We start from the raw sequence: 15,931 nt of genomic DNA, 5'->3' as shown, positions 1-15,931 counted from the left end.
AGATATGTATTGATGCAGGTTTTGTGTTTAAATAGCCTCTATAAATGGAACCAGATAAACTGGTTTTGTTTGAGCTTGCTTTTATGGCATGAATTAAAGAAATGATAAAGAAGCAATTTTTGAGAAAAGGAGAATATTATGCAGAGAAAAATCGGCATAATCATCATGTTATCCGTATTTTCCGTATCCGCTATGGCGGGAGGGGAAGTTCAGCTTGGCAAGAGTAAGGCATACGATAATGAGTATGAACTTGTGGCAGAGCATGAAGTCAATGAAGAAGGTTCACAATTAAATCAAGACGAGTATGCCGCACATCCAATACGCAACGATAGCGGCGTCATGCAGTCAGGAAAAGCGGCTTCAGGCAGACAAGCTGTTTCCCAATACGGAAAACCTAATTTGCCGCCTGTCCGCTTAAATCCGCATCCTTCACGACCTTGATTTCAAAATCAAAGGGTTGCTTCATTTGTTTCGGCAGCCCTTTTGTTTTGTCGGCTCACTCACATTTTTGTTTGCGCAAAACAAGTTTGTAATCGGTTTTGATGCTGGTTTGATCGCCAATCATCTTAAAATCATCTATTAAACAACGGTTTTTCGTACATTTCAACGTGAAATCTGCACCGACCCTATGGCCGTCAAATTGTTTAAATGTTGCCGGACGGTATAGGGAGAAGTGACCTTGACTTGCAAAGTTTTATGGAAGTTATCAGGATGATCCTGACCAAAGCCCAAGTAGTAATGTATCGGCATGTCACATCCCATCTCCATATCGGGTTGCTTACGGATATTTGTGTCGAATTTATTGAATTGTCGGATGATTTTTTGCAATTCAAGCGTAGTAACACGATTATGTTCAGAGCCTAAATCCACTTTAGATAGATAAACCTTTTTGACTAAATCTATTTTGGCTTGATTATTTGTGGCGCTATTTGCAGCCATCGCTTGGGAGGGGAAACTGGCGGTTAACAAGCCGATAACAAAAAGGGAGTGCAGTGTTTTCATGATGTGCATAGGGATGGGATGAAAAGAATCCAAGTATAACGGCCTTGAATCTATATTGAATATGTCTCTAAGAAATTTAAGTTGCAAAGCAGGGGGAGGAATTGGAGTCATTGAATGTGATTCTGCAATCTGCTTTACAGGCCGTCTGAATGCGAAAACCGATTTTCAGACGGCCTTTTGATTTGTTCCCAACCTCACAAACCCTTAAAAATCAGCTATAATGCCCAACTATTTGATTTTCGCTTATCCCATATTGAAATGGCACAAAAAATTCAATCTGTAAAAGGTATGAACGACCTTTTACCTGTCGAACAAAAAGATTTCAAACTGACGGCTGCGTTTTGGCAGGCGTTTGAAGATACGGTCGGCCGTTGGACACGCGCTTACGGCTATCAGCAAATCCGTACGCCGATTGTCGAGCAAACCGGTTTGTTTGTCCGCTCCATCGGCGAGGAAACCGATGTGGTCGGCAAGGAAATGTACACCTTCTCCGATTCAAACGATTCTTTGAGTTTGAGCCTGCGCCCTGAAGGTACGGCTTCTTGTCTGCGTGCGGTGGTCGAACACAACCTTCTCTACAACAGCCCACAAAAGCTGTGGTATATGGGGCCGATGTTCCGCCGTGAGCGTCCGCAAAAAGGCCGTTATCGTCAGTTCCATCAGGTCGGTATCGAGGCTTTGGGTTTTGAAGGTCCGGATATTGATGCGGAAATCATCGCGATGTCTGCCGGCTTGTGGGAAAAATTGGGTATTCGCGAATACCTGACTTTGGAAATCAACAGCTTGGGCAACCGTGAGGAACGCGCGGCACACCGTGCGGCATTGGTTGAATATCTGACCCGCTATGAGGCGCAACTGGACGAAGACAGCAAACGCCGTCTGAAAACCAATCCTTTGCGCGTTTTGGATACGAAAAACCCTGATTTGCAGGAAATCTGCAACGCGGCGCCGCGTTTGGTGGATTACTTGGGTGAGGCTTCGCAAAACCACTATGCACGCTTCAAGGCGATGTTGGACGGTTTGGGTATTCAATATGTTGAAAATCCGCGCTTGGTCCGCGGTTTGGATTATTACAATCAGACGGTTTTTGAGTGGACGACCGACAAACTCGGTGCGCAGGCGACTGTGTGCGGCGGCGGCCGTTACGATGGTTTGATTGAAGAGCTTGGCGGCAAACCTGCGCCGTCTATCGGCTTTGCAATGGGTATTGAGCGCCTGCTGCTTTTGGTGAGCGAATACGGTTCGTTGGAAGTGAACGCTGCGCCTGATGTCTATGCAATGCACCAAGGCGAAGGTGCGGACTTGCAGGTAATGAAATACGCGCAAGCCTTGCGCGCTCAAGGCTTCAATGTGATGCAGCATTCCGGCTACCAAAGCCTGAAGGCGCAAATGAAAAAAGCAGACAACAGTGGCGCACGCTTTGCCCTGATTGTGGCTCAGGATGAGCTGGTAAACGGTACGGTTACCCTGAAAGATATGCAGGGCAAACACGAACAACAAACCGTTGCTGCCGCTGATTTGACAGACATTTTACAACAATGGAAGAACGCATAAATGGCAGCCCATTTGGAAGAACAACAAGAGTTAGACAACTTTAAATATTTTTGGAAAAAAACCGGCCGTTGGATCTTTGCCTTGCTGATCGTGGCGGCTTTGGGGTATTTGGGTTACACCATTTACCAAGGCCAAAAAGCTTCAAAAGATCAGGAAGCCGCCGCCGTATTGGCGCAAATGGTGGAAAAGGCGCAGCAAAAAACCGACCAAAAAGCCATCAACGCCGATTTGGCCGAATTGCAAAAAAACTATCCTGATTCTATTTCGACAGCCCAAGCTACGTTGATGGTAGCAGCAACCGAGTTTGATGCCGGCCGTTATGATGTGGCGGAAGGTCATTTGAATTGGGTACTGAAAAACCAAAACGCACCGCTGGTTCAAGCTTTGGCGGCGCAGCGTTTGGGCGTTGTCCTGTTGCAGCAGAAAAAATACGATGCCGCCATCAATGCCCTGAATACTCAGGTTGAGGCTGATTTCGAGCCTTTGATGCTGGAAACCAAAGGCGATGTTTACGTTGCCCAAAATAAAACCAAAGAAGCCGTACAAAGTTACGAAGCTGCTTTGAGCAAAATGCCGCAAACCGCAGTAGGCCGCGAATTGCTGCAAATGAAAATCGACAGCTTGAAATAAGTTTGTTTGAAATCAAGGCCGTCTGAAGTTGCAATGACTTTTCAGACGGCCTACACTTATCCTTATCAACCGTGTTTTTAAAACACCTGCTTGTGTTCCGCTCCCGTTTTTAGGCGGCACTTGACACAGAAAGACTCCATCATGAAACCAACCATCGCGCTTGTCGGCCGCCCCAATGTCGGCAAATCTACTTTATTCAACCGTTTGACGCGCACCAAAGATGCGCTCGTGCATGACCTGCCCGGCCTGACGCGTGACCGACATTACGGTCATGGCAAAGTTGGCAGCAAACCTTATTTGGTCATCGATACCGGCGGTTTTGAGCCAGTTGTGGACAGCGGCATTTTGCACGAAATGGCAAAACAAACCTTGCAGGCTGTCGATGAAGCCGATGCGGTTGTATTTTTGGTGGACGGCCGCACTGGTTTGACCCCGCAAGACAAAATCATTGCCGACCGTTTGCGCCAAAGCCCGCGTCCCGTTTATTTGGCAGTGAATAAAGGCGAAGGCGGCAATAGGGCCGTACTTGCTGCCGAGTTCTACGAACTTGCCCTGGGCGACCCTTATGTTATTTCAGGTGCGCATGGCGATGGTGTGTATTATCTGATTGAAGATATTTTGGAAACCTTCCCTGAGCCTGAAAAGGAAGAGGAAGAAGCGAAACATCCTGTTTTTGCTGTAATCGGCCGTCCAAATGTCGGTAAATCGACCTTGGTAAATGCTATTCTCGGCGAGGAACGCGTGATTGCTTTCGATATGGCGGGCACGACGCGCGACAGTATCCATATTGATTTTGAACGTGAAGGCAAGCCGTTTACCATCATCGATACCGCAGGTGTGCGCCGTCGTGGCAAAGTGGATGAAGCGGTGGAAAAGTTCTCTGTTATCAAAGCCATGCAGGCGGTTGAAGCGGCAAACGTTGCAGTTTTGGTATTGGACGCGCAACAAGATATCGCCGACCAAGATGCGACGATTGCAGGTTTTGCTTTGGAAGCAGGCCGTGCTTTGGTGGTGGCAGTCAATAAATGGGACGGCATCAGTGAAGAGCGCCGCGAGCAAGTGAAACGCAATATCAACCGCAAACTGTATTTCATTGATTTTGCTAAGTTTCACTTTATTTCTGCATTGAAAGAGCGCGGTATAGACGGTTTGTTTGAAAGCATTCAGGCTGCCTACAACGCGGCAATGATTAAGATGCCGACGCCGAAAATCACGCGCGTATTGCAAAGCGCTATCGAGCGCCAACAGCCGCCGCGCGCAGGTTTGGTGCGTCCGAAAATGCGTTATGCTCACCAAGGCGGCATGAATCCGCCGGTGATTGTGGTACACGGCAATTCGCTGCACGCCATTTCTGATAGCTATACGCGCTATTTGACCCAAACGTTCCGCAAAGCCTTCAATCTGCAAGGTACGCCGCTCAGAATTCAATACAATGTTTCGGAAAACCCGTATGAAAACGCGGAAGATAAACCGAAGAAAAAACCGCTGCGCCGTGTCAGCCTGAGCAACCGTATTGAGAAACGCGAAGGCCGCAAGGAAGAGAAAAACCGCTTCAAGAAGAAAACCAAAGTCAGCGTGAAAAAACAATTCAGCAAATAAGCACAAAGGCCGTCTGAACAATTTTAGACGGCCTTTTTATAATGAAAAACAGCTCATTAGAGCTTCATGGCATATTTTTGATTGGATTTTCTGAATTTAAAAAAACATCCAATTTGGATTTGGGATTGTTGTGAATATGGAAATGAAACAGTCGGTTTGACGGGAAGTTCCCTTATTGCTGGATTTCTAAACGGTGTGATAGAAAAAAATAGTTGGTAATTTATCCTATTCGGGGCTACAATCCCATCAAACGCCAATTTTGGCGTCTTTACAATCATAATAATGGAGCTCAAGAATATGACAGCTAAAGGACAAATGTTACAAGATCCTTTTTTGAATGCGTTGCGTAAAGAGCACGTTCCGGTTTCGATCTACTTGGTAAACGGCATCAAGCTGCAAGGCCAAGTGGAATCATTCGACCAGTACGTTGTTCTGCTGCGTAATACTTCCGTCACTCAAATGGTTTACAAACACGCTATCTCAACAATCGTTCCTGCACGCGCAGTCAGCTTGCAACACGAAAACAAACAACCTCAAGCCGCTGCCGCAGCTGCTCCGGTTCAAGTTGAGACTGTGCAACAACCTGCCGAATAAATGATGTAACGCATTCCTGTTTTTCAATACCTTACCGCTTTTGCGGTAGGGTATTTTTATTTTCAGACGACCTTTATCATGCTGCTTGAAAACATTCTTCCCTTTGCCCACTCCTTGTTACGACAAGCCTTAAAAGCAGGCGGCCGCGCTTTGGATGCGACGGCCGGAAACGGGCATGATACTTTGCTGTTGGCGCAGTCGGTTGGAGAGACGGGTAGGGTGTGGGCGTTTGATGTGCAATCCAAAGCACTGGAGCAGACTCAAGGCCGTCTGAAAGAAAATGGCGTAGATGGTTGGGTAGCCCTGATACATGACGGTCATGAAAACGTTTTATCTTATATCGACGAGTCTTTAGATGCCGCAGTATTTAATTTCGGTTGGCTGCCGGGTGGCGATAAAAGCTGTACGACTGAAGCGGCAAGCAGCATCCGTGCGCTGACGGATACTTTGGGTTTGCTGAAAGAGGGCGGGTTGGCCGTAGCGGTATTGTATCCGGGGCATGAAGCCGGCCGAATAGAGGCTGAAGCGATTGTGCAATGGGCGGAAACTTTGCCGCAGGAAGCCTTTGCCGTGTTACGCTATGGCTTTGTCAACCGCCGCAATGCGCCTCCCTATCTGCTGGCGATTGAAAAGTTGCGTCAGAAATAGATGTTTGCGGTAAAATAGCTGCTTTGTTTTTCAACCCTTAATATAAGAAACTGCCATGCAATATCTGTTTGTAAAATACAGCCATCAGATTTTCGTTGCCATTACCATCCTGTTGTTCAACATCCGTTTTTTCCTGCTCTGGCGTCATCCTGAGAAACCGTTGGCAGGCATTTGGAAGGCCATGCCGCATTTGAACGACACTATGTTGCTGTTTACCGGCTTGTGGCTGATGAAGATTACCCATTTTTCGCCGTTCAATGCGCCGTGGCTCGGCATGAAAATCCTGCTGTTGCTGGTTTATATTGTGTTGGGCATGATTATGATGCGTTCGCGTCCGCGTTCGCCGAAATTCTATATCGTCTACGTTTTGTCCATGTCGTGTGTTGCCACGATTGTTTTCCTTGCCAAAACCAAAACGCTGCCGTTTTAAAAGAGGCCGTCTGAAATGTATCCGCATTTTGCCGTTGTCGCTTTGGGCAGCAATCTTGCCAATCCTGCCGAACAGGTTCGCGCCGCTTTGGCTGAATTGGCCGCGCATCCGCATATCCGGCTCGAAAAAACATCTTCCCTGTATCTGACTGCGCCGGTCGGCTATGACAATCAGCCCGATTTTGTGAACGCCGTGTGTGCCGTGAAAACTTCATTGGACGGCGTGGCGCTGTTGGCAGAGTTAAACCGCATCGAGGCGGAATTTGGGCGAGAGCGTAGCTTCCGTAATGCGCCGCGCACCTTGGATTTGGACATCATCGATTTTGACGGTATCCGCAGCGATGATCCGCATCTGACCTTGCCGCATCCGCGCGCGCATGAGCGCAGTTTTGTGATGTTGCCGCTGGCAGAAATCCTTCCGGATTTCGAGTTGGGCGAGCATGGCCGTGCGGCTGATTTGGCTCAGGCTTTGGGCGGGCAGGGTATTCGCCTGTTGAAAGAATAAAGGCCGTCTGAAAAACAGGCTGAAACAAGAAAGGGCGTGTTGGACACGCCTTTTTTGCTATAAAATATTGTTGGGAAACACATTACAAAGAGTTACTATGAATCCTCGTTATATTGTTGTCGAAGGCGCCATCGGTAGCGGCAAGACTGCTTTGAGCCGCCGCTTGGCAGAGCATTTCAGTGCGTTGCTGTTGTCGGAAAATCCGGATCACAATCCGTTTCTCATGAAGTTTTACAGCAATGTTTCCAATAATGGCCTGGCCGCCGAACTTTTCTTCCTGACGCGCCGCGCTGAAAGCGTGAATATTATTGAAGACCAATGCGCGCAAGGTGGAATGGTTGTGGCTGATTTTCTGCCGGAAAAAGACCGTATTTTTACGCCTATCGTTTTGAATGATGACGAGCAGCAGCTTTTTGCCGATATAAAGCAACGCATTCTGCCGCAATACGCAGAGCCCGATGTGGTAATTTATCTGCAAACCGCCGTCGAAAACAACCGTAAACGCCTGCAAAAACGTCACGAAGGCATCATCAGCTTGTTTCCTGAAGGCTATTTGGGACGGGTGCATGACGAATACAGCCATTTTTTTCATTTGTATCAAAGCGCGCCTTTACTGACCGTCAATGCCGATGAGTTGGATTTGGCCGGCAATGACGACCACTTCCAGCTTTTGTTGCGTGCATTGGAAGATTTTCAAGGTACGCGCAGTTATTTGAATTTAAGCGAAAAATAAACGCAGGCTAGGTTTAGGCCGTCTGAAAGGAATAATATGTCAAAATATCAATTCACACTCCCATCTTCTTCCGGCAGCGATTTTAACTCCGCCGAACATTTGCCGTTGGTTGTCTATTTTTATCCTAAAGACAGCACGCCCGGCTGTACCACCGAAGGCTTGGATTTCAATGCCCGATTGGAGCAATTCAAAGCATTGGGCTATACCGTTGTCGGCATTTCGCGCGACGGTGTCAAATCGCATCAGAATTTCTGCGCCAAACAAGGCTTTCAGTTTGAATTATTGAGCGACAAAGAAGAAACCGTCTGCAAACTGTTTGACGTGATCAAGCTGAAAAAGCTTTACGGCAAAGAATCCCTCGGTATCGAGCGCAGCACGTTTGTGTTGGACGAAAACGGCGAAATTGCCCATGAATGGCGCAAAGTCAAAGTAGCCGGACACGCGCAGGAAGTGCTGGATACAATCTCTCAAGCTTCTTAATAGAACCTTGAAAACCTAAGGCCGTCTGAACGGATGTAAAGTCATGCCGTTCAGACGGCCTTTCAATACAGTTTGATGAATATGGACGATTTAATAGACAAGCTGCTTGAATCCCTTTGGCTGCAAGACAGGCTCAGCCACAATACGCTGCAAAGTTACCGCCGTGATTTGGTCAAAGTTGCGGCGCGTTTGGCCGAGGGCGGGCAGGATTGGTTGAGTGCCGATGAGTTTGCCCTGTCTGATGCCGTGTATGCGGAGGGGGAAAAAAACACGTCCCAAGCGCGGGCATTGTCGGCTTGCAAGCGCATGTACGGCTGGTTGGAAGAAACGGGACAAAGGGCAGACAATCCCACCCGTTTTCTCAAAGCACCGAAATCGGAACGCAAACTGCCCACGCTGATTACCGAAGCCCAAATCGACGCGCTGCTGGCTGCGCCGGATGTGGAAACGCCGCACGGACTGCGCGACAAAGCCTTGCTCGAAGTCATGTATGCCACAGGTTTGCGCGTGACCGAAGCCGTCAAATTGACGCTCAGCGATATCGATTTACATCGCGGCAGTATCCGCACCATAGGCAAGGGCGATAAATTGCGTTTGGTTCCGCTGGGGCAGGAAGCGGCGTATTGGGTGGAACGCTATTGCAACGAATCGCGCCCGTTGTTGCTAAAAAACAAAATTTGCGACGAAGTGTTTGTCAGCCAGAAACGCAGCGGCATCAGTCGTCAGCTTGCATGGATGATAGTCAAAGAATATGCCGAAGCGGCCGGTATTGCTTCGCTCAGTCCGCATGGTTTGCGCCATGCTTTTGCCACACATTTGGTCAATCACGGCGTTGATTTGCGCTCGGTCCAGATGATGTTGGGACATTCTGACATCAATACCACGCAGATTTATACCCATGTGGCCAATATCCGTTTGAAAAACATGGTTGATGAACACCATTCCCGTTCATAAATAAAGGCGGCATCTCGAAGATGCCGCCTTTTGTTATCGTGGCCGTCTGAACGGTTATAAAGTTTACTATTTATAAAATAACAATCAAAATACAAATTTACATAGAAAAATTTCAAAACAAAAGGATGGTGCCAATATTGCAATGCAAACCGTTTTTATTTATATTTACGTTCAAGAATAAATCCTACTCTCAATTACAGAGGGTAACAAAATTATTGGAGCACATCATGTTTGTCTGCATCTGCAACGCCATTACTGACCACGACATCAAAGAGACCATCGCCGCCGGTGCAACCACCATGAGCGATTTGCAGGCTCAATTGGGCGTGGCGACTTGTTGCGGTTGCTGCGGCGAATTAGCTGCATCGTTTTTGACTGCAAGCAGCGCCCAAAATACCGTGACTGCCGGTATTAACGTTCAGTCTTAATTCAGAATACACATAAAGGCCGTCTGAAGGCGTTATCTCGCGCCTGTTCAGACGGCCTTTGTCATGCCTGTATGGTTTGGCGGCATTTTGCTATACAATGGCCGCTTTTGTCCCTCCGAGAGTAACTGCCATGAAACTGACCTTGATGTTTCGGGAATATTGCAGCCTGTGCCACAAAATGCGCGAACAATTAAAGCCTTATCAGGAGCAGTTTGGATTTGGGCTGGATATTGTCGATGTCGATGCTGATCCGGTTTTAGAAGAAAAGTACAATGAGCTGGTGCCTGTTTTGCTGGATGGCGATACCGAAATCTGCCATTGGTTTTTGGACGAAGAAAAACTGAAAGCGCATTTGAGCGCGTAACAAACCGTTGACCATATTATCTTTCAGACGGCCTTTGGCTGTTTATGCCGTCTGAACATTGATTTTATTATGACTGAAAAACTTTCTCCCGATGCGCTGATTGAAGCGGCGCTGTTGACGCAAGTCGAACCCTTAAACGAAAAAGCCATGCGCGAATTGTGCGTGCCGCCGTTGTCTCAAGACAAGCTGATTGACGTGTTGGCGCAACTGAAGGCCCGCTGGCAGGACAGGGCTTTGCAACTGGTGTATACCCATGAGGGCTGGCGTTTTCAAATTGCCCAAGCCGCATTTGAACGGCTGGGCAGCCTGCAAGAGCAGCGCGCGCCGCGTTATTCCCGTGCCGTGATGGAGACGCTGGCGATTATTGCCTATCAGCAACCGGTAACGCGTGGCGATATCGAAGGCATACGCGGCGTGGCAGTGTCGCAAAATGTGATGCAAACCTTGCAGGATAGGGGCTGGATTGAAGTCATCGGTCACCGTGATTCTGTCGGCCGTCCGGCTTTGTGGGCAACAACGGCAACATTCTTAAGCGATTTGCGTTTGGAAAGTTTGGAAGAATTACCACCGCTGACTGAATTGGGCGAGCTGGTGTTGCCTGATTTGATGGAAACGCCGCCGACAGGCGATGAGGAGGCTGAAGAAGCAGTTGAATCAGGAAACAGACTGATTAACTGATTTGAATGTAAAGGCCATCTGAAACAATCGTGTTTCAGACGGCCTTTATGTTAGTTATTCTAGCGTTTTATAGCATTAAATGAACGCTTTATATCATTGAATAAGCCAGCCAGGGTAACAATATAGCGTGGTGCGTTTAGCAGTTTCTTAAAAAATAATTTGTTTAAAATAAATATCTTAGATAAATCATAAGAAAAATCTGATTTAAACTATAAAAAATCTTAGTTATAATCAGCTTATCTAAAGCTATTCCGCATGGTTGCGGGTAATTTACTAAGGAATACTGCAATGCTGTTGGCACTTTCTTTGCGTGATTTTGTCATTGTTGAAAACCTGAATCTTGATTTTCAAAACGGCTTTACCGTATTGACGGGCGAGACCGGCGCAGGTAAATCGATTACTCTGGATGCGATTGGTCTGTTGTTAGGCGATAAAGCCGATTACAGCCAAGTGCGCAGCGGCGCTAAAGAAGCGCAGTTGTCGGCTTTGTTCGACATCAGCGGTTTGCCTGAGCTGAAAGCACAGCTGCAGGAGCAAGGCCTTTTGGAAGAGGATGCGGAAGAGCTCAGCATCCGCCGTATTATCGATGCCAAGGGTAAAAGCCGCAGTTATATCAATAATCAGGCAGCAACACTGGCGCAACTGAAAGCCATCGGCGAGCAGTTAATCGATATTCACGGCCAAAATGCCCATCATTCGTTGAATCAAGAATCTGCGCAACGTGAGTTGTTGGATGCGTTCGCCGGCAGCAAAGAGCAGGCAGAAACAGTCAAGCAGCTTTATCAAAATTGGGTCAATGCGAAAAAAGCCCTGCAAGAAGCGCAAGAGCAGGCAGAAACCATGGCCATCGAACGCGAGCGTTTGGAATGGCAGTTTAATGAATTGAACCAATTGGAGCTCAAACCCAACGAATGGGAAACCTTAAGCCAAAGCCACGACAGCCTGGCGCATTCGGCCGAGTTGCTGCAAACCGCCGAGCAGGTGGGCAGCAGCATAGACGGAGACAACGGCATCCAACGTCAAATCTACCAATGCCAAAAACTGCTTGGCAATCTGCAAAACATTGAGCCGCGCTTTGCCGAGAGCCTGAATATGTTGGCAAGTATTGAAGCCGAGTTGGGGGAAATCAGTGCCAATATGCGCGATGTGGCCGGTCGCAGCGATATCGATCCGAATGAATTGGCCGCACAAGAAAGCCGTATGGGCGAATTGATGAGTATGGCGCGCAAATACCGCATTGAGCCGGAAGAGTTGCCGCAAAAGCTGGCAGAAATCGACGAACGACTGCAAAACCTGCACGCGGCTGCCGATTTGGAAGCCTTGGAAAATACAGTCGCACGCAATCTTGCCGAATACCACGAAGCCGCTCACGTTCTCTCCGCCATGCGCCATCAGGCGGCCGGCCGTTTGGGCGAAGAGACCACCGAGCATATGCAACATTTGGCCATGAAGGGCGCACGTTTTGACATCGTCTTGTTGCCGTCTTCGCCGACCGCGCATGGTCTGGAGCAGGTGCAATTCCAAGTGGCGGCAAATAAAGGCAATCCGTCCCGTCCTTTGAACAAAGTGGCTTCCGGCGGCGAATTGGCGCGTATCAGCTTGGCTTTGCAAGTGGTTGCCAGCCAATACACGCAAGTGCCGACATTGATTTTTGATGAAGTAGATACCGGTATCGGTGGCGGCGTCGCCGAAATGGTCGGTAAAGCTTTGCGTGCCTTGGGTAAAAAACATCAAGTTTTGGCGGTAACCCATCTTCCCCAAGTCGCCTCTTGCGGTGAAAACCATTGGCAGGTGCGCAAACATAGCGAAGGCGAACAAACCGTCAGCGAAATCAGCGTATTGGATCATCATCAGCGCATTGAGGAAATCGCGCGTATGTTGGGCGGCGAAATCATTACCGACACTACACGCAGCCATGCTGCCGAACTCTTGCATCTGGCCGCCGCCTAAAAGCCTTAAGGCCGTCTGAAAATGAAATTCAGACGGCCTTTTCCGTATTTTGCGCCCTTTCAGACAAGCAGAATACAAGGTATGATTATAGCGTCTGTTTACAAGGAAATTTTGATGAAAGTCCTGTTTATCGCCGATCCGATGGCAAGTTTTAAAACCTATAAAGACACTACTTACGCCATGATGCGTGAAATGGCAAAACGCGGTTGGCAGCTTTTTCATACCTTGAGCGGAGAATTATCCGTCCGTGAAGGCTGGGTAGTGGCTCAGGCAGCGGCATTTGAGTTTGTCGGTGCGAAGAACGATGACGATCACGAATGGTTTAAAGCAGAGGCAAAAGTTCAGACGGCCTTAAAAGATTTTGATGCGGTCATTATGCGCACTGATCCGCCGTTTGATATGCAATATCTGTATGCGACCCAGTTTTTGACGTTGGCACAGCAGCAGGGCGCAAAAGTATTTAACAGCGGACAAGCAATGCGCGATTTCAATGAGAAATTGGCGATTTTGAACTTCAGCCAGTTTACCGCGCCCACTTTGGTTACAACACGTTCCGCCGATGTCCGTGCCTTTTTGAAAGAACACGGCGACATCATCATCAAACCTTTGGACGGCATGGGCGGTATGGGCATTTTCCGCCTGACCGAATCCGACCCCAATATCGGCAGTATTTTGGAAACCCTGATGCAGCTTGATTCACGCACCATCATGGCGCAACGTTATATTCCTGAAATCGTACATGGCGACAAGCGCATTCTGATTATCGGCGGGGAAGTTGTTCCGTATGCTTTGGCGCGTATTCCGCAAAACGGCGAAACGCGCGGCAACTTGGCTGCCGGCGGCCGCGGCGTGGCGCAGGAGTTGAGCGAGCGCGACCGTGAGATTGCAGAAACCCTTGCGCCGGAATTGAAGCGCCGCGGTATTTTGCTTGCCGGTTTGGATGTCATCGGCAGCAATCTGACCGAAGTTAACGTAACCAGCCCGACCGGCTTCCAAGAAATTATGAAGCAAAAAGATTTCAACGTTGCCGCCATGTTCGCAGATGCCGTGGCATCTTGGGCGAAACAATAAACCCAAAGGCCGTCTGAAAATTGACCTGACCGTTTCTTTTCAGACGGCATTCTAATGTTGAGTATATGATGAAACCATCTTCCTACGCTTCCGAGAAAAAAGGCAAAAACGGCATCAAGCGCATTATCAATGCGTTTGGTTATTCTAAAGACGGACTGGCTGCCGCGTATCGTTATGAAAGTGCATTTCGCCAAGTTTTTTGGTTGAACCTGATTTTAATTTTTTTGGCTTTGTTCCTTGATTTCGGCCCGGCCACCAAAATGGTGCTTATTGTCGCATCGTTTATTTCACTGATTACCGAATTGTTTAATACCGCTGTCGAGGCAGCCGTTGACCATACTTCTACTGAAAAACACGAGTTGGCCAAGCGTGCCAAAGATGCCGGCTCAGCCGCGCAATTAATGGCTTTGTTCATGTTATTTATTGTTTGGATTGTTGCATTAACTGCTTAGAAATGTGGTAATATGGTAATTCATTAGGATTAGATAGTATTAGTTAATCTATATCAAAGTTTTCAGACGGCCTTCGGTTGTAAGATGAAGGCCGTATATCCCAGCCATTTGGTAAACATAAGGAGCAAAAGATGAAAAAATTAATGGCAACCCTGATTCTGGCAGGCTTGGCAACTTCCGTATCTGCAGCCGGTATCCATATTGAAGACGGTTGGGCCCGTGCTACCGTTGAAGGTATGAAAATGGGTGGCGCATTCATGAAAATCCAAAACGATGAAGCCAAACAAGACTTCTTGGTAGGCGGCAGCAGCCCTGTTGCAGAACGCGTTGAAGTACACACCCATATTAACGACAACGGCGTTATGCGTATGCGCGAAGTTAAAGGCGGCGTGCCTTTGGCGGCAAAAGGCGTAACTGAGCTGAAACCGGGCAGCTACCACGTGATGTTCATGGGTCTGAAAAAACCGCTGAAAGAAGGCGAAAAAGTACCTGTAACCCTGAAATTCAAAAACGCGAAATCTCAAACTGTTGAGCTGGAAGTGAAAACTGCACCGCAATCAGGCATGGATCACGGTCACGGCCATGGTCATGGTGGCGCGCATCAGCACTAATTGATTGAATTTTAATATAAAGGCCGTCTGAAAGTCATTGGGCTTTCAGACGGCCTTTTCTGTCGTTAAATCAAAATGTGCTAAAATTATGCTTTAAAAAATGCATTTGAAACCCACATTCCCCCCATGAATACTACTAACACACCAGCAAACATCATCGTCGGCCTCTCCGGCGGCGTCGATTCCTCCGTTACCGCGGCCCTGCTCAAACAGCAAGGCCATCAAATCAGCGGCGTGTTCATGCAGAACTGGGAAGATGACGACAACGACGAATATTGCAGCATTAAACAAGACTCCTTTGATGCCATTGCCGTTGCCGATATCATCGGTATCGATATCGACATCGTCAATTTTGCCGCGCAATATAAAGACAATGTATTTGCCTATTTCCTCAAAGAATACAGCGCGGGCCGCACGCCGAATCCGGATGTCTTGTGCAATGCCGAAATCAAATTCAAATGCTTTTTAGACTACGCCATCGAGCAGGGCGCCGATACCATTGCCACCGGACACTATGCCCGCAAAGAAGTTCGCAACGGCGTGCATTACCTGCTCAAAGGCTTGGATCAAAACAAAGACCAAAGTTATTTCCTGTACCGCCTCAAGCCTTTCCAACTTGAGCGCGCGATTTTCCCATTGGGCGAGTTGGAAAAACCTGAAGTCCGCCGTCTTGCCGAAGAATTCAAATTACCCACTGCAACCAAAAAAGACAGTACCGGTATTTGCTTCATCGGCGAACGCCCGTTTCGCGAATTTCTGCAAAAATACCTGCCGACCAATAATGGCAAAATGGTGACCCCTGAAGGCAAAGTAGTCGGCGAACACGTCGGCTTGATGTTTTACACGCTGGGCCAACGCAAAGGCTTGGGTATCGGCGGCGCAGGCGAACCATGGTTTGTCGCGGCCAAGGATTTGACCAAAAACGAACTGATTGTCGTCCAAGGTCATGACCATCCTTTGCTTTATACGAAAAGCCTGATTATGAACGATTTGAGTTTCACATTGCCGGAACGTCCGAAAGAAGGCCGCTATACCTGCAAAACGCGCTACCGCATGGCTGACGCGCCTTGTACGTTGCGTTACTTGGATGATGAAACCATCGAGCTTGTCTTTGACGAGCCGCAATGGGCAGTAACCCCCGGACAATCTGCGGTACTGTACGACGGCGATGTGTGCTTGGGCGGCGGTATCATCATGTCCACCGACAAGCCTGTCATTATTACTGCTTAATAAAAGGGCCGTCTGAAAA

The 15,931-nt window shown here is 48.1% G+C and carries 20 protein-coding genes; 19 read left to right on the top strand and 1 reads right to left on the bottom strand.

The window, feature by feature from the left end; translation table 11 throughout:
- Positions 1-138 precede the first annotated feature (138 nt).
- A complete protein-coding gene (locus tag ACTHRE_RS03150) occupies positions 139-441 on the top strand; it encodes a hypothetical protein (RefSeq protein WP_440344825.1) in 303 nt (100 codons plus the stop codon).
- 162 nt (positions 442-603) lie between these two features.
- On the opposite strand, the gene ACTHRE_RS03145 is transcribed toward ACTHRE_RS03150, so the two are convergent.
- Positions 604-1,002, bottom strand: a complete 399-nt coding sequence (locus tag ACTHRE_RS03145; RefSeq protein ID WP_440344824.1) for a hypothetical protein — start codon at positions 1,000-1,002, stop codon at positions 604-606.
- Between the two features lie 258 nt (positions 1,003-1,260).
- Here ACTHRE_RS03145 and hisS point away from each other — a divergent pair, with 258 nt between their 5' ends.
- The 18 genes from hisS (at position 1,261) to mnmA (ending at position 15,912) form a co-directional block, all read left to right on the top strand.
- Positions 1,261-2,556 (top strand): histidine--tRNA ligase, encoded by a 1,296-nt coding sequence (gene hisS, locus ACTHRE_RS03140; protein ID WP_440344823.1) that lies wholly within the window; start codon positions 1,261-1,263, stop codon positions 2,554-2,556.
- On the top strand, positions 2,557-3,186 hold the full coding sequence (locus tag ACTHRE_RS03135) for a YfgM family protein (protein ID WP_070461416.1): 630 nt from the start codon (positions 2,557-2,559) through the stop codon (positions 3,184-3,186).
- A 141-nt stretch (positions 3,187-3,327) separates the two neighbouring features.
- On the top strand, positions 3,328-4,785 hold the full coding sequence (der, locus tag ACTHRE_RS03130; RefSeq protein ID WP_440344822.1) for a ribosome biogenesis GTPase Der: 1,458 nt from the start codon (positions 3,328-3,330) through the stop codon (positions 4,783-4,785).
- A 297-nt stretch (positions 4,786-5,082) separates the two neighbouring features.
- Positions 5,083-5,379, top strand: a complete 297-nt coding sequence (gene hfq, locus ACTHRE_RS03125; protein ID WP_036493792.1) for an RNA chaperone Hfq — start codon at positions 5,083-5,085, stop codon at positions 5,377-5,379.
- Between the two features lie 78 nt (positions 5,380-5,457).
- A complete protein-coding gene (locus tag ACTHRE_RS03120; protein WP_440344821.1) occupies positions 5,458-6,027 on the top strand; it encodes a class I SAM-dependent methyltransferase in 570 nt (189 codons plus the stop codon).
- A 55-nt stretch (positions 6,028-6,082) separates the two neighbouring features.
- A complete protein-coding gene (locus tag ACTHRE_RS03115; protein WP_049350659.1) occupies positions 6,083-6,457 on the top strand; it encodes a SirB2 family protein in 375 nt (124 codons plus the stop codon).
- 15 nt (positions 6,458-6,472) lie between these two features.
- Entirely contained in the window at positions 6,473-6,961 is a 489-nt protein-coding gene (folK, locus tag ACTHRE_RS03110; RefSeq protein WP_440344820.1) for a 2-amino-4-hydroxy-6-hydroxymethyldihydropteridine diphosphokinase, read from the top strand.
- A gap of 97 nt (positions 6,962-7,058) precedes the next feature.
- Positions 7,059-7,694 (top strand): deoxynucleoside kinase, encoded by a 636-nt coding sequence (locus ACTHRE_RS03105; protein WP_070823936.1) that lies wholly within the window; start codon positions 7,059-7,061, stop codon positions 7,692-7,694.
- 36 nt (positions 7,695-7,730) lie between these two features.
- Positions 7,731-8,174 (top strand): peroxiredoxin, encoded by a 444-nt coding sequence (locus tag ACTHRE_RS03100; RefSeq protein WP_003683206.1) that lies wholly within the window; start codon positions 7,731-7,733, stop codon positions 8,172-8,174.
- A gap of 75 nt (positions 8,175-8,249) precedes the next feature.
- Entirely contained in the window at positions 8,250-9,128 is an 879-nt protein-coding gene (gene xerD / locus ACTHRE_RS03095; RefSeq protein WP_053091030.1) for a site-specific tyrosine recombinase XerD, read from the top strand.
- A 227-nt stretch (positions 9,129-9,355) separates the two neighbouring features.
- Complete coding sequence (locus ACTHRE_RS03090) at positions 9,356-9,556, top strand: (2Fe-2S)-binding protein (RefSeq protein WP_003681978.1); 201 nt, start codon at positions 9,356-9,358, stop codon at positions 9,554-9,556.
- A gap of 130 nt (positions 9,557-9,686) precedes the next feature.
- A complete protein-coding gene (locus tag ACTHRE_RS03085) occupies positions 9,687-9,920 on the top strand; it encodes a glutaredoxin family protein (protein ID WP_070645072.1) in 234 nt (77 codons plus the stop codon).
- 69 nt (positions 9,921-9,989) lie between these two features.
- On the top strand, positions 9,990-10,598 hold the full coding sequence (scpB, locus tag ACTHRE_RS03080; protein ID WP_070645069.1) for an SMC-Scp complex subunit ScpB: 609 nt from the start codon (positions 9,990-9,992) through the stop codon (positions 10,596-10,598).
- Between the two features lie 288 nt (positions 10,599-10,886).
- Positions 10,887-12,548, top strand: coding sequence for a DNA repair protein RecN (recN, locus tag ACTHRE_RS03075; protein ID WP_070645066.1), 1,662 nt, complete (start codon positions 10,887-10,889; stop codon positions 12,546-12,548).
- 114 nt (positions 12,549-12,662) lie between these two features.
- Complete coding sequence (gshB, locus tag ACTHRE_RS03070; RefSeq protein ID WP_070645063.1) at positions 12,663-13,619, top strand: glutathione synthase; 957 nt, start codon at positions 12,663-12,665, stop codon at positions 13,617-13,619.
- A gap of 68 nt (positions 13,620-13,687) precedes the next feature.
- The gene (locus ACTHRE_RS03065; protein WP_377072353.1) at positions 13,688-14,071 is read left to right on the top strand and encodes a diacylglycerol kinase; all 384 of its coding nucleotides are present in this window, start codon (positions 13,688-13,690) and stop codon (positions 14,069-14,071) included.
- A 131-nt stretch (positions 14,072-14,202) separates the two neighbouring features.
- Positions 14,203-14,682 carry a copper chaperone PCu(A)C gene (locus ACTHRE_RS03060; RefSeq protein ID WP_070461423.1) on the top strand — a complete coding sequence of 160 codons (480 nt, stop codon included), beginning with the start codon at positions 14,203-14,205 and terminating at the stop codon, positions 14,680-14,682.
- A 126-nt stretch (positions 14,683-14,808) separates the two neighbouring features.
- On the top strand, positions 14,809-15,912 hold the full coding sequence (gene mnmA, locus ACTHRE_RS03055; protein ID WP_107867707.1) for a tRNA 2-thiouridine(34) synthase MnmA: 1,104 nt from the start codon (positions 14,809-14,811) through the stop codon (positions 15,910-15,912).
- Positions 15,913-15,931 lie beyond the last annotated feature (19 nt).

The sequence above is a fragment of the Neisseria sp. P0001.S007 genome (genome assembly GCF_051963655.1).
In the GTDB taxonomy this organism is placed as follows: domain Bacteria; phylum Pseudomonadota; class Gammaproteobacteria; order Burkholderiales; family Neisseriaceae; genus Neisseria; species Neisseria subflava_A.
The sequence above is the reverse complement of the archived record's forward strand: the minus strand, read 5'-3'. Positions and strand labels throughout refer to the sequence as shown.